Origin of the sequence: Bacillus sp. NTK071 (assembly GCF_017303315.1) — a bacterium.
Classification (GTDB): Bacteria; Bacillota; Bacilli; order Bacillales; family Guptibacillaceae; genus Guptibacillus.
The window spans coordinates 180,493-193,507 of the sequence record NZ_JAFKOI010000005.1 but is presented as its reverse complement, the minus strand read 5'-3'; the positions used below and the strand labels follow the sequence as shown (position 1 = coordinate 193,507).

Here is a 13,015-nt window from a genome sequence, read left to right as displayed (position 1 = left end):
GAGAAATAGAAAGAACCTCTGTAGGTGACAGAGGTTCGAAAGATTTATTTTTGCTAATCGGTATTCACTTTACTTCTCCTTTGAACGAGGAGGCTCCTGTTCCATAATGGGTATGGCTTCTTCAATCTGAGCCTGCTTATAGCTATGGTGAACAGCTCCACCAGCCATTCCTTCATTTACCATACGATCAATATCCATGTCGTATTTATCTCGACCTTCATACATAGAATCTTCAACTTTTTTCTTGGTCATAATCCTGCAACCCCCTGTTTAGTTAGATAGGGTTAGTATGAGGATATACAGAGATAAATATGAATTTTATTTCTCATAGACGTGGAAAAGCATTAACTCATGTATTTGAGATTGGAGCTTTTCCTGCTCAGACTCAGGAGGAGCAGGTTCAAACCAATCAAACTTACCGTTGTGAAGATAAAGGGCACGGTAGTATGCACCCTGGTAGAAAAATGAAATTTCCCATTTCGGTTTTCTTGCTTTTAATCCAACTGATTTATATTGAAAATGTGAAAACATTTTTACTCCCCCATACATCGTTTTCCCTAATCATAACATAAGGTGTTAGAACGCGGAGAAGGTTCGAAATGAAGCAATGAGTGATTGAATATAATCACGATGAATATAAGGTTCATCGAACCGCATTGGCTTAGAATTGGCTTCGAAAATCCAGAACTGCCCGTCCGAATCTTTGCCAATATCCATTGAACATTCCTTCATCTTCGTTTCTTCTTCAAGCACTTCAGCTGCCATAATAGCGAGTCTCGTTAATTTTGCTTTGTCCTTATGATTAGCAAGTTTATGGAATGGTATAATTCGTCCTCCCCTTGGTACATGTGTAGTTAGACTACCAGCTTGTGCCGCACGTATACCAATTCCAGTTACGTTCCAACTGTTGAGGGGCTTTTGAACGAGGATTCTGAAATCATAGGTTTGGTTTTCGTAAGTATCAAGTTGAATGTCACGCTGTATCATATAGTTTTCAAGTAGAAGGGGGTGGATATAATCATGAAGCTTATTAATTGAAGCGAAGCTATGCGCGTTATCGTGATCGATGTACTGATAACCTGTAGAGGTGTTTTTCACTCTAAAGATGCCTCTTCCTTTACTCCCAGAAGAGGGTTTACAGAAAACGGATGGATACGTGTGTAGATATTCCTCTAAGCTTGTGACCGTTAATCTTTCTGTTTCTGGTATGAAGTTTGTTAGTTTTTCATTGCTGTTAAGGTGTGAAATAATCGCATCCTTTTGGAAAAATGACCGATTAAAATAAGGGATTCCTTTTTGTGAAAATAAGTTAAATAGAAGAGCTACTTTCTCTGCTTGTTCTTCCTTTCGATCAGGTATCCGATTGTAGACAATGTTCGGGTAAGGGAACCGGTAACCTGTCCACTTTTTTGAATGTGGATCATAGAGATACCCCTTAATGAATGTTCGGTATACATCGTTAGGGGTGAAAACATAGGAAAGACCTCCAGTGTTACGGATTTCTTCTTGGATGGATTTGAATATAGAGGCATTCCCACTGAAGTGATGAGAGGAATTTGACCCTGCAAGAATGCCTACAATTGGTCGTATTGCATCGTTTTTATTTGAGTCCAATGTGATGATTGAAGAAATGGAAGAACTAGGAGGGGGAGCGAGCCTTTTCTGCTCTTTCCCCCAATAAAGAAATTGATATGTGCTTTTTTGATACCATTTATTTGTCTTATCATTGTAGAGAAGTTCAATCATACGGTTGTAACCAGCTGTTTTTCAATTGCAGATTTCGCCAGGAATATGGCATATTCCATTGGTAAAGATCTTGTTCTAGCTTCCTCAGATTTAAGTCTAGCGTGTGAAAAGATTCCTCTACCTGGCTTAGAATTCGCTTCGAAAAGATAAATTTGCCCTTCCTTCGTAACACCAAGGTCAAATCCAATTTCTCCGATGAATCCCGGAAGCTTTAAATCGATGGCACGACTTAATTGCAAAGAAGCCTCCATTAAATCTGTTTCGATTTGTCTATTAATACCAAACTCAGAAGCAAGTTCACCAATTGTTTTAACGGTTCCGTCCGATGCCATATGAGTCGTTAAACTTCCTGCGCCTGCTATTTTGGCAGCAATTGCGCTTACTTCCCATTTTCCTTCTTTATTCTTGTTCGTATGAACACGGTAATCCATAGGTCTCTGATTAATGCGGTGGAGGTCTATGCCCTGTTGGACAATTAAGCCTTTCAAACCGTTAGGATATTGCGTTTTCAACAATCTAGTGAGAGAAGTGTATCTTCTCAGACGATTTTCTTTCTCTGTTCTAAATCGACAATAGTAATATTTTTCATTTGCTGGCTTAAGGATTTGTTGAATACCTAATCCAAGACTTCCGTTTGCTGGTTTAATATAAACCTGTTCATAATCATTTAGCATTCGTGATAGGATGCTACTTTTAGGATTCAAAAGAGTTTCTGGTAAGTACTGCTTAACGATCTGATCTTCACGAAGCTTCTCAAACATCGTCCATTTATCGAAGAAGCCAGGGTTAAACCAAGGTGTGAAATATTGTGACTGTAATTTCTGCATCGTGTCTGAAACTTGTTCGATTGCTTCTGAGCTACGGTTCGGTAGACGATCGTAAACAACATCTGGAATGGGAACCGTTGCCCTGTACCAACCTCGTTTGTTGTACATTAACCCTTTAATTGTTCCTGATTTCCAATTAATTTGATGTGCGCCAAAAACAAAACCGACCGCACCACATTTTGTTGCAGATGAAAGCAATTTAGCAAAATACATACTACGCTCTCCAATTGGCCTCATACTATCCTTCGTAAATCCCGCTGTGAAAATACCAACTAGTGGTCCAATATGGAGTGAGTTCCCCTTCTCAAAAAGATGGATCGGACACTCTTCAGGGATACCAAGTACCTTCCAAAGATCCTCGGAAAGCAGGGATTCCTCTTTGTTTTCAGGATGGGGGGAAACGGTACAAAATGAGCGACGAGAACCAAAACAGAGTTGATTTGGGAACGAAACCTGATCTACCCAGCTTTTAAATCGACTTGGAGGTACATAAAACGTTCCAGTAGAGTTCTTTTCTTTCTTCAATGAAAGTATCGTATTCATATTTTCTTAACCCCTTCCTTCTCGTTAAGGAGAGAACCGCAGTATTCAAATAACAATGACGGATAATTAATATGGGTTGGAATAACTTGATGACCAGGCTTTGAATTCGCTTCAAGCAACCAAACTTTACCTGATTGATCTATACCAAAATCTAGACCAAGTTCGAAAAGAGGAGGGAACTTTTTCTCTAATAAGTTAGCAATATATGAAGCGAGTTGTGTGATCTTCTCATCTGCAGCCAGAAGGAGCTGAGATGGTACAGCAACTTGATCGTCGTGTTCGATCGAACCGCCACTATGCAAATTCGAAACGAACGATTGTTCTTTCCCTACACGCATTGCACGACCTAATTCGATCCATGTAGAATTTGCACTTTTCTTTAATACAACTCTCCTGTCGAATGGCCTTTGTTTCTCATCGAGCAGTGTAAGCATTTGTTGTGCCATATAATCATGCTGGTACAATATTCTATTTACAAATTGAAGAAAAGAACTGGTTGTATCATAAGTATGATGAGTGACATTGCCTTTATGATTGATTTGAAGAGAGATCTTTTGTGAGGTCTTTGTAATATGAATTAGTCCGTTTCCTTGTGAACCAAAAATAGGTTTCATGATAAGAGTATGATTGTTTTTAAACCAATCAGTTAAAGCTCTAGAACTGGTGTGATACTGAAGTTTAAGTGTTTTCGGAAGGTGTCTACGAAGTAATGGGTCCGTTTTTAAATATTTATATATAATCCATTTTCCAGGAAGGCCGTAACCAAGAAAGGTTGCATTCGTTTGATTTTTCAACCAGTGGACAAAGGGAGATTGCTTATCTTTTTTACTTGCAGGGTAGAAACAGCGATCGTAGATAAAATTTGGTACAGGGAAGGTTGCCTTCTTCCAAGATTGTAATGATCGATCGTAGGTTAAGCCGCTTATATTATTCAAAGGAATTTGATCAGGTAGAAAACGGTAGATAGAATAGCCCAACGAGCTCCCTTCTTGTGCGATTCTTTCTATATAATTCTGTTCGTGCATGAACGAGGACTGCATAATGCCAAATGATGTCATATAATCCTCCTAAGATGTGTACCAGTTAAAAAAGCGGATGAGTGCTTTTACTGATGGCCGATAACTCTTTGTATTGATTCCATCAGACGTCTTAGATGGCTTGGTATTAACTTCAATAATCCATGGGTGTCCATCTTGATCCACAGACAGATCAATACCGAGTTCGCCAAACATCCCGTCACTTTCTTGATCAATAATTTGTGAAATTTCGCATGCAAGTTCAGGAACAATTCTTTTGGTTTGTTTCTGAAGGGCTTCATCGAATTGAATGAGGCCTTCTTCAAATTTTTTTAACATGGCGCCACGAGCAATGTTGGATACAAACTGGTCTTTAGACTGAGCAATGCGTGCAACTGCTGAAACGACCTTCCATCTTTCGCCGGAATCCTTTAAACACAAGATTCGGAAGTCAACAGGGCATCCATCAATTTCAAGAAGCGGAATCCCCTGTTGGACAAGATAAGGTACAAGCTTAGAACGGGCGCGAATGGTTGGATAAAGTCCTGAAAGGGTCTTTGATGTGATGGTCTGATTCCCTTGAAAGCTAGAGTAGTCAAGTTGAAAAAGGTGATTGTGATGACTAATACGAAAAATATGCTTTCCCTGACTTCCATTAAGTGGTTTTAAATAGAGTGTAGGATAGCTATTCATCATGGATTGAATGTTATCTAATGATTCAAGTAAAATCGTCTCTGGAAGATAAGGTGCTACTTCATCATGTGATAAAAGTTTTTGATGCACTTCCCACTTATTAAGAAAGGACTCATTGAAATATGGAATGTTTTGTTCTCGCCATATGTCTTTCAGTTTCTCAATTTGACTGGATTTCTCTAGTTTTCTTGAATGAATGCGGTTATAGATTAAGGATGGTATAGGTAGATCTGAATTAACCCATGTGCGTTGATTCCATATCGTTCCCAGCACTCGATGTTCATTCCATGGCTTTAATGTGTATACATAGAACAGTATATGGTGTTCTTCGCAATACTCGGCGATTTCTCTGCAGAAAGCTGTGTACGCTCCAAACGGTTGTGATTCATCACCCGTTGCGTTAGTTGCGAGACAAAATATTGGACCGAGTGATATCACATTTTGCTTGTTGCAAAATGTAAGAGTGATAGGAATGGTTTGGTTCGGTAGTGAAAGGGAAGTGAGGAGAGCAGGTGAACAGTATACGGTATGACTTGAACTAGTTCGATAGACCTGTACCTCTACGACTGTTTCAAGTGCACCACATCGAAATAAAAGTGATGGTTCATTTAAATGCCACTTTATTGCGATCGTTTCCGGGATTGATAGTGACAGAAGAGTGGTATTCTTTATTTCATTATTAGGTTGCAAAATAATCTTCTCAGTATATTTCATCAGAGACCCTCGTTCAACTGTTTTTCTGTTTTTTAATACCTTCCTTTAACTGGATAGGCAATAGCGGATATCGTATACTATGAAGATGGAGTTTAGTATGTGAATGTGATAGATAGAAAGGTTGAGGTACGATGTCGTCCATTATCATAACTGTCCTATTTATGATAGCGATTGGCGCTATTATAGGAGGACTTACGAATTCATTAGCGATTAAAATGTTATTCAGACCCTATGAAGCACGTTACATTGGCAAGTGGAAAGTTCCGTTTACACCTGGACTTATTCCTAAGAGAAGAGATGAGCTTGCTGTTCAGCTTGGAAGAATGGTTGTCGAACATCTTCTTACCGCTGAAGGCATACAGCAGAAAATGCATGATCCAGTATTCAAGCGAACGATGATTGAATATGCGCAAAAAGAAGTGCTTCGTTTCCTTGAGACAGATGAATCGATAGAAGCACTTTTAAAAAAAGGTCTTCATATGCAGAATCCTACAAATGAAGTAAAAATGAGAGCTTCCACTTATATTAGTGGCAAGCTTGAATTGAAGATGGCGCAATTGAAACAAAAGGAAGTTGTTGACATTCTTCCTGAACGATTGCAAACGAAAGTAGATGGAGCTATTGAACCTTTTGCTGACTTAATTCTTACAAAAGTTAGTGATTATATTGCCTCGACAGAAGGTAAGGATAAGTTGTCTATTATGATTGATCGCTATCTAGCTGATCGTGGGACATTAGGAAGCATGATTAATATGTTTTTTACAAACACGCGACTCGTGGATAAAGTACAGCCAGAACTGCTTCGGCTTTTGAAGCAGAAGGATATACAGAATGTAATCGTGACGATGCTTGAGAAGGAATGGAACGAACTGAAGGTAACGAAGCTGGAATCGTTTGAAGGTAAATTCGATTCAAAAGAAATGATTGAGGAAATCACTTCACTTATTGTAAATGAGCTTCCTATTGATCATTTCATGCAGCTTTCATTAACGGATGCTGTAGCACCGTATAAAGATCGTATCGTTGAAGATATTGTTCCTAGAATTGTGGATGCTGCTGGAAATTATTTAAGTAATAATCTTCAGCCACTAATGGAGCAAATGCATCTCGCAGATATTGTAAAAGGACAAGTAGAAACCTTTTCAGTAGGGCGAATAGAAGAAATGGTTCTTTCCATTTCAAGAAGAGAATTTAAAATGATTACGTACCTTGGAGCAGTGCTTGGAGGACTGATCGGATTGATTCAGGGAGTTGTTATTACCCTTATCGGATGAATTTCATCTCAGTCTTTGTTATAGTGGGTAAGTAAAGGGTTATGAGAGCGAAATAATCCTCAATCTAAGGAGGTATATACAATGGCAGAGAAAAATCTATACGACGTAGCATATGAGCTAGAAAGCGCAATGCGTGAGCATGAGGACTATACGAAGCTTAAAGAATTATACGATCAAGTAAACCAGGATGAAGTATCAAAGAAACTTTTTGATAACTTCCGCAACATGCAGATGGAGCTTCAACAGAAGCAAATGACTGGTGAGCAAATCACTGAAGAAGAAGCACAAAAAGCTCAACAGCAAGTTGAACTTGTGCAGCAGCACGAAGTGATTTCTCAACTAATGCAACAAGAGCAGCGCATGAGCCAAGTTATTCAGGACATTAACAAAATCGTAACTAGACCGCTTGAAGATCTGTACGGTAGCCCTGAAGAAGATGCAGAGCAATAAGTCGTTTTAAGACGATAGAAGAACGCCCGCCATACTAATGGCGGGCGTTCTTTTTTAATTGGCTAAGTTGTAAGTGAAGAGTTTCTTATTTAGGATAAGTCCTAGACAGCGTTTTCGATTACTCCAACCACTTCAAACTGCTGTGGATGAGTTGTAATCCTCTCTGTTACTTCACATTGAGGGCAATCCAGTTCATAATCCCTGTTCTCATTTCCACCAATCATTCCACGAAATTCATGATCACACTCTGAACATTTGTAAACATGCGGTTCTTCTAACGTACCAACACAGTCAAATCGGATTCGCTCTTTTCCTTGTGTCATACCTACTAGCCCCTCTCTTCTATTGTAATACATTTGTAATAATAGTAGTTTCATATTAAAACTTCCCACGGTCCAATCATTCTAAACTCCTATTTATAACAATAAGTCATTTGGTTCAAATTTAAGTGATAAGACAAGATTCAACCTTCATAGAGTTAAGTGATAAGAGGACTACTTTTGTTCAGGAGGGATCCGAATGGTATACAAACTTCTTGCTTTAGACATCGATGGAACCCTGCTTAGGTCTAATCATAAGATTGATAAAGAAACGAAAGATGCCATTAGTTATGTTCAAGAAAAAGGTGTGTATGTAACCCTTACGACGAGTCGTAATTTTGCATCTGCTAAAAAGATTGCGAAGGCAGTAAAGCTTGATGATGCTATTCTCATTACTCATAGTGGAGCTTTCATTGCAGAACAGGTAAAAGAGCCTGTTTATGAAGAGAGGATATCAAAAAAGGATGTTCGAGAAATCGTTCAAATTCTTGAGAAGTTCGATTGTCATATTCGTATTATTCATGAACGATTAGCAGTGGGCAATCGAGTAAAGCATAACCATTATTTATCTGCCAAAATGACATTAGGGATAGGTGATCCACTTTTCTATCCGGTCAACTTTGTAGAAACCCTTAGTGAATATTTAGAGATGAAAGAACTCTCTCCACCAAAGATTGATGCTCATTTTTTCCATGAACAGGAAAGAGAAGAAGCTCGTCATCTTCTTGAAGAACGAATTCCTTCCATCTCTGTTGTTCGTTCGACAAAGTGTAACTTCGGTATCGTTCCTAAAGGGGTATCAAAAGCAAAAGGATTGCGTCTTCTTGGTGATAAATTAGGAATATCAGTGGATCAAATGGTAGTGATAGGCGATGCGGATTGCGATGCAGAAATGATTCGTCAAGCAGGGCTTGGTGTTGCAATGGGAAATGCAACGTATGAATTAAAAAGATTAGCCGATTGGGTAACGCGGTCAAATGACCAACAGGGTGTATCGTATATGGTCAAAGAAGTATTCAGGAGACAAATGCGTGTACAGCTAAAAAGATAGTTTACCGTTCAATTAGAATAGCTTCAAACGTTATGCGCCTTAGTCGAACCCTGTCAAATAGAGGGGGATTAAGGTGTTTTTTGTGTGACTTTCGATGCATTTTTACAAAATGAAAAGGCTTTCATGGAAAAATATCTAATATGTATAACGTTTGATAATTTTATTATCTGGAGGGATAGTTAGTATGCAAAAAATTCTCGATTTGAGTCCAAAGGTAGCAGAATTTCTGAAAGGAACGAAACAACTCTACATTAACGGTCAATGGAAAGATTCAGTATCAGGAAGAACATTTGATACACTAAACCCCTCAACTGGAGAAGTATTAGCTACTGTTAGTGAAGCCATGAAAGACGATATTGATGAAGCGGTTATGGCTGCAAGAAAAGCATTTGATAGTGGTCCGTGGTCTCGAATGTCTGCTTCAGCAAGAAGCCGATTAATTTATAAACTAGCTGATTTAATGGAAGAGAACAAAGAAGAGCTAGCTATGATTGACACACTTGATAACGGTAAACCAATTCGCGAAACGCGAAATGCTGATGTACCTCTTGCTATTGAGCATTTCCGATATTACGCAGGATGGTCTACGAAAATCATGGGACAAACGATCCCTGTAAACGGTCCGTTTTTTAACTATACTCGTCATGAGGCACTAGGTGTTGTTGGTCAAATCATTCCGTGGAACTTCCCATTACTAATGGCTGCATGGAAACTTGGTGCAGCACTTGCGACTGGTTGTACAGTTGTTTTAAAACCAGCTGAACAAACTCCGTTATCTGCTCTTTACCTGGCTCAGCTAATGGAAGAAGCAGGCTTCCCTGAAGGTGTTGTGAACGTTGTACCTGGTTACGGAGAAACTGCAGGCGATGCGCTTGTTAAACATCCAAATGTGGACAAAATTGCCTTCACTGGATCAACCCCAGTTGGTAAATATATTATGAATCAAGCATCAAACGACTTGAAGCGTGTAACGCTAGAGCTTGGTGGGAAATCACCGAATATCATATTACCAGATGCTGATATGACAAAAGCAATTCCGGGTGCCCTGAGCGGCATTATGTTTAACCAAGGACAGGTATGCTGTGCAGGCTCAAGATTGTATATTCAAAAGAAAGCCTATGACAACGTAATGGCAGACCTGGTGAGCCATAGTCAAAAGATTAAACAAGGGGCAGGTCTTGATCCAGATACAGAAATGGGACCACTTGTATCGGAAGAACAGCATCAGCGCGTAATGAATTACATTTCAAAGGGTCAGGATGAAGGCGCTGAATTGCTGACTGGTGGACAAGTTCCATACGAAAAGGGCTATTATGTGCAGCCGACTATTTTCTCTGATGTTGACGACAAAATGACAATTGCGAAAGAAGAAATTTTCGGTCCAGTTGTAGCAGCTATGCCGTTCGAAGATCTTGATGAAGTCATTGAACGTGCAAATGACTCGAACTACGGCCTAGCAGCAGGACTGTGGACTGAAAACTTAAAATCTGCTCACTATGTGGCAAATAAGATTAAAGCCGGAACTGTTTGGGTGAACTGTTACAATGCATTTGATGCAGCTTCTCCATTCGGAGGCTACAAGCAGTCTGGAATTGGAAGAGAAATGGGCTCTTACGCACTTAACAATTACACAGAAGTAAAGAGTGTTTGGATTAACTTGAAGTAAGAAGAAGAAAACCGCCCGTCCATATGATATGGACGGGCGGTTTTTTGGTTGGATTGAAGCGCTTTTCGAGGCTAAACGGCCACTTCCGCTTTTCGTGTCTAGCTGCAGTGGGCAGACACTCGGTCACTTCACCCTATAACTCGAACACAAAGAACGTGTTCAATTTATAGGGCTCCAGTGCCTGTCGTGTCTAAACGCCCACTTCCGCTTTTCATCTTTTAAACAAAATTAGTTTTCCTTGTGATGAGACGACGCGGGCGGAGTTTTTTTCTAGTCCTTTTTGTTTGAGTAGTTCTTCGCCGACTTTTTTTGCTTCTTTTTCGTCCTGAGCTTCGAAGCTTTCGTCTAAGACGTTGGTTCCGTTTTTTTCGAATGCGGTGATAATGTATTTTTCCATTTTAATCCCCTCCTGCTAATATCCATTTTACCGATTGTGCTTTTCGTTGTCACTTTTTTCTGAAAAAATGAATCTTTTGGTTTAATCAAACGTTATACTAATGGTGGAAAGTAATGTTAGTGTAGCTAGGTCATTATATTAGGGGGGAATTATGCTTCAATTTCAAAATGTAACAAAGCGTTTTGGAGCTTTCACAGCAGTTGATGGTTTGAATTTATCAATACCGGAGAATGAGATCTTTGGACTACTTGGAGGGAATGGTGCTGGTAAAACAACAACATTTCGAATGCTCTTACGTCTCATTGATCAGACGGAAGGCACCATTTCATGGAAGGAAGATGCTATATCTTATGATTCTAGTCATTTGATTGGTTATTTACCTGAGGAGCGGGGACTTTACCCCAAAATGAAAGTGAAAGAACAATTAATCTACCTTGGTAAATTAAGGGGGATGAAGAAATCTGAGGTAGAGAAGGAAGTCGTTTTATGGCTTGAGCGATTTAATGTACCGGAGTACATTGATAAGAAAGTGGAAGAACTATCGAAAGGTAATCAGCAAAAAATCCAGTTTATTGCAGCGGTCATACATAAGCCAGAATTACTCATTCTTGATGAGCCGTTTAGTGGCCTTGATCCAGTTAATGTTGAAGTTCTAAAAGACGCTGTTCTAGATCTTAAGAAGTTAGGTACAACAATTCTTTTTTCCAGTCATCGAATGGAGCACGTGGAAGAATTATGTGAACATTTGTGTATTCTTCATAAAGGGAAACCCGTTGTATCAGGTAACTTAAAGGAGATTAAGCGCTCCTATGGTAAAAAGAACATTCTCATTGATGTAGATTTTGATCTCGCTTTTCTTGAAAATCTTGAGGGAGTCCACCTAATTAAACAGGGATTGAACCATAGCGTTGTCCAAATAGAGGAAGAGCAGGTTTCTCAAGTTGTACTTCATAAATTAACAGAAAGAGGATTTGTTCGAAGATTTGAATTAGAAGAGCCATCTTTGAATGATATATTCATAGAGAAAGTGGGGGCGGCATATGAATAAGTTTCTAATTGTTCTTTCCCGAACCTACTTAAATCGTTTAAAGTCAAAAGCCTTTATCGTAACAACGGTAATAACGCTTCTAATGATCTTTCTTATAACCAATATATCCACTATTATTGATCGATTTGATACTAGTGAAGAAGATCAAGTCGGAGTAGTCACAACAAGTAACTATTTCCCTTTGCTTCAGACGCAATTAAATAAAATGGAGTCTAATCTCGTTCTGAAACCATTTGATGGAACGGAAAAAGAGGCGCAGCAGGCAATTGAAGAAGGGGAACTTGATAGCTATTTGATTTTAGGTGAAAACGGAGCTGGCGAACCAACGGCTGTCTATAAAGCAGAAACTGTTGCAGAACAAATCACACCTCAATTGCTTGAGTCAGCACTCCAACAAGTCAAGAGCACCATTGCGGCAGAGAGGGCTGGGGTAACACAAGAGCAGCTTCTTGAAATTGATCAGCCAGTTCAATTTGAGAAAGTAGCGCTAGAAAAAGGCGCAAAAACTGAAGAAGAATTGAATCAAGCGAGAGTGTTTGTCTATGTGCTTTTGTTTGTTATTTATTTCTCAGTGATTTTCTATGGCAATATGGTAGCAGTGGAAGTTGCAACAGAGAAGTCTTCTAGAGTGATGGAGATCTTGATTTCGAGTGTATCTCCAGTAAAGCAAATGTTTGGGAAAATCCTTGGTATCGCTTTACTAGGTTTAACACAATATACGATTATTATTTTAAGTGGGTACCTCTTTATGAAGCTACAAGATGAAGAAGTATCACAAACTGGTTTTCTTTCATTTCTCGATTTTAGTAATTTAACTGTTTCGCTTGTTGTTTATGCAATTGTTTTCTTCATTCTTGGCTATTTGCTCTATGCTACAATTCTCGCTATGGTGGGTTCACTAGTCAGTCGAGCAGAAGAAGTCCAACAGCTTATTATGCCTATTCAATTTTTGATCATTATTGCTTTCTTTATCGCAATGTTTGGGCTAGGTACACCTTCTTCTCCTTTCGTAACAATTGCATCATATATCCCGTTCTTTACTCCAGTCGTTATGTTTTTGCGAGTTGGAATGCTTGCCATTCCATTTTGGGAAGTTGCAATTAGTCTTGCACTCCTTATAGGGACGATTATTGCATTTGGAATTCTTGGTGCCAGAGTTTATCGAGGTGGAGTGTTGATGTATGGTAAATCATCTTCATTAAAAGATATAGGAAAAGCATTGAAATTATCCAGGAGAGAACGGTAGTCTGTCACTGTGTTTGTAAAAAAG

General features: G+C 39.1%; 14 protein-coding genes. 6 read left to right on the top strand and 8 right to left on the bottom strand.

All coding sequences use genetic code 11. The features are described 5' to 3' along the window. Window positions 1-69: 69 nt before the first annotated feature. The 6 genes from JI666_RS11180 to JI666_RS11155 all read right to left on the bottom strand — a co-directional run bounded on the left by JI666_RS11180 (window position 70) and on the right by JI666_RS11155 (window position 5,539). Window positions 70-252 (bottom strand): hypothetical protein, encoded by a 183-nt coding sequence (locus tag JI666_RS11180; protein WP_206891744.1) that lies wholly within the window; start codon window positions 250-252, stop codon window positions 70-72. Window positions 253-318: 66 nt separating this feature from the next. Then, the gene (locus tag JI666_RS11175; RefSeq protein ID WP_136948112.1) at window positions 319-531 is read right to left on the bottom strand and encodes a DUF5342 family protein; all 213 of its coding nucleotides are present in this window, start codon (window positions 529-531) and stop codon (window positions 319-321) included. A gap of 45 nt (window positions 532-576) precedes the next feature. Continuing rightward, on the bottom strand, window positions 577-1,746 hold the full coding sequence (locus JI666_RS11170; RefSeq protein ID WP_206891742.1) for a YheC/YheD family endospore coat-associated protein: 1,170 nt from the start codon (window positions 1,744-1,746) through the stop codon (window positions 577-579). Continuing rightward, window positions 1,743-3,116: a spore coat-associated protein YheD gene (gene yheD, locus JI666_RS11165; RefSeq protein WP_206891741.1), complete on the bottom strand. Its 1,374-nt coding sequence runs from the start codon at window positions 3,114-3,116 to the stop codon at window positions 1,743-1,745. Before yheD ends, JI666_RS11170 begins: the two co-directional genes overlap by 4 nt. Continuing rightward, a complete protein-coding gene (locus JI666_RS11160) occupies window positions 3,113-4,174 on the bottom strand; it encodes a YheC/YheD family endospore coat-associated protein (RefSeq protein WP_206891740.1) in 1,062 nt (353 codons plus the stop codon). Before JI666_RS11160 ends, yheD begins: the two co-directional genes overlap by 4 nt. 9 nt (window positions 4,175-4,183) lie before the next feature. Next, window positions 4,184-5,539, bottom strand: a complete 1,356-nt coding sequence (locus tag JI666_RS11155) for a YheC/YheD family endospore coat-associated protein (RefSeq protein ID WP_206891739.1) — start codon at window positions 5,537-5,539, stop codon at window positions 4,184-4,186. A gap of 131 nt (window positions 5,540-5,670) precedes the next feature. On the opposite strand from JI666_RS11155, the gene JI666_RS11150 reads away from it, so the two are divergent. Then, complete coding sequence (locus tag JI666_RS11150) at window positions 5,671-6,813, top strand: DUF445 domain-containing protein (protein ID WP_206891738.1); 1,143 nt, start codon at window positions 5,671-5,673, stop codon at window positions 6,811-6,813. An 81-nt stretch (window positions 6,814-6,894) separates the two neighbouring features. Further along, entirely contained in the window at window positions 6,895-7,263 is a 369-nt protein-coding gene (locus JI666_RS11145; RefSeq protein ID WP_206891737.1) for a YlbF/YmcA family competence regulator, read from the top strand. A gap of 101 nt (window positions 7,264-7,364) precedes the next feature. Here JI666_RS11145 and JI666_RS11140 read toward each other — a convergent pair whose 3' ends face one another. After that, window positions 7,365-7,640, bottom strand: a complete 276-nt coding sequence (locus JI666_RS11140; RefSeq protein WP_206891736.1) for an FmdB family zinc ribbon protein — start codon at window positions 7,638-7,640, stop codon at window positions 7,365-7,367. Window positions 7,641-7,782: 142 nt separating this feature from the next. Here JI666_RS11140 and JI666_RS11135 point away from each other — a divergent pair, with 142 nt between their 5' ends. Beyond that, window positions 7,783-8,634 (top strand): Cof-type HAD-IIB family hydrolase, encoded by an 852-nt coding sequence (locus JI666_RS11135; RefSeq protein WP_206891735.1) that lies wholly within the window; start codon window positions 7,783-7,785, stop codon window positions 8,632-8,634. A 184-nt stretch (window positions 8,635-8,818) separates the two neighbouring features. Further along, window positions 8,819-10,300, top strand: coding sequence for an aldehyde dehydrogenase family protein (locus JI666_RS11130; protein ID WP_206891730.1), 1,482 nt, complete (start codon window positions 8,819-8,821; stop codon window positions 10,298-10,300). Window positions 10,301-10,511: 211 nt separating this feature from the next. Here JI666_RS11130 and JI666_RS11125 read toward each other — a convergent pair whose 3' ends face one another. Then, window positions 10,512-10,697, bottom strand: coding sequence for a YhzD family protein (locus tag JI666_RS11125; RefSeq protein ID WP_206891728.1), 186 nt, complete (start codon window positions 10,695-10,697; stop codon window positions 10,512-10,514). A gap of 148 nt (window positions 10,698-10,845) precedes the next feature. Here JI666_RS11125 and JI666_RS11120 point away from each other — a divergent pair, with 148 nt between their 5' ends. After that, entirely contained in the window at window positions 10,846-11,745 is a 900-nt protein-coding gene (locus tag JI666_RS11120; protein WP_206891826.1) for an ABC transporter ATP-binding protein, read from the top strand. Next, entirely contained in the window at window positions 11,738-12,991 is a 1,254-nt protein-coding gene (locus tag JI666_RS11115; RefSeq protein WP_206891726.1) for an ABC transporter permease, read from the top strand. Before JI666_RS11120 ends, JI666_RS11115 begins: the two co-directional genes overlap by 8 nt. Window positions 12,992-13,015: the final 24 nt, after the last annotated feature.

Coding starts and splice junctions, on each gene's coding strand:
- JI666_RS11180 (WP_206891744.1), bottom strand. CDS start 252: ATGACCAAGAAAAAAGTTGAAGATTCTATGTATGAAGGTCGAGATAAA.
- JI666_RS11175 (WP_136948112.1), bottom strand. CDS start 531: ATGTTTTCACATTTTCAATATAAATCAGTTGGATTAAAAGCAAGAAAA.
- JI666_RS11170 (WP_206891742.1), bottom strand. CDS start 1,746: ATGATTGAACTTCTCTACAATGATAAGACAAATAAATGGTATCAAAAA.
- yheD (WP_206891741.1), bottom strand. CDS start 3,116: ATGAATACGATACTTTCATTGAAGAAAGAAAAGAACTCTACTGGAACG.
- JI666_RS11160 (WP_206891740.1), bottom strand. CDS start 4,174: ATGACATCATTTGGCATTATGCAGTCCTCGTTCATGCACGAACAGAAT.
- JI666_RS11155 (WP_206891739.1), bottom strand. CDS start 5,539: ATGAAATATACTGAGAAGATTATTTTGCAACCTAATAATGAAATAAAG.
- JI666_RS11150 (WP_206891738.1), top strand. CDS start 5,671: ATGTCGTCCATTATCATAACTGTCCTATTTATGATAGCGATTGGCGCT.
- JI666_RS11145 (WP_206891737.1), top strand. CDS start 6,895: ATGGCAGAGAAAAATCTATACGACGTAGCATATGAGCTAGAAAGCGCA.
- JI666_RS11140 (WP_206891736.1), bottom strand. CDS start 7,640: ATGAAACTACTATTATTACAAATGTATTACAATAGAAGAGAGGGGCTA.
- JI666_RS11135 (WP_206891735.1), top strand. CDS start 7,783: ATGGTATACAAACTTCTTGCTTTAGACATCGATGGAACCCTGCTTAGG.
- JI666_RS11130 (WP_206891730.1), top strand. CDS start 8,819: ATGCAAAAAATTCTCGATTTGAGTCCAAAGGTAGCAGAATTTCTGAAA.
- JI666_RS11125 (WP_206891728.1), bottom strand. CDS start 10,697: ATGGAAAAATACATTATCACCGCATTCGAAAAAAACGGAACCAACGTC.
- JI666_RS11115 (WP_206891726.1), top strand. CDS start 11,738: ATGAATAAGTTTCTAATTGTTCTTTCCCGAACCTACTTAAATCGTTTA.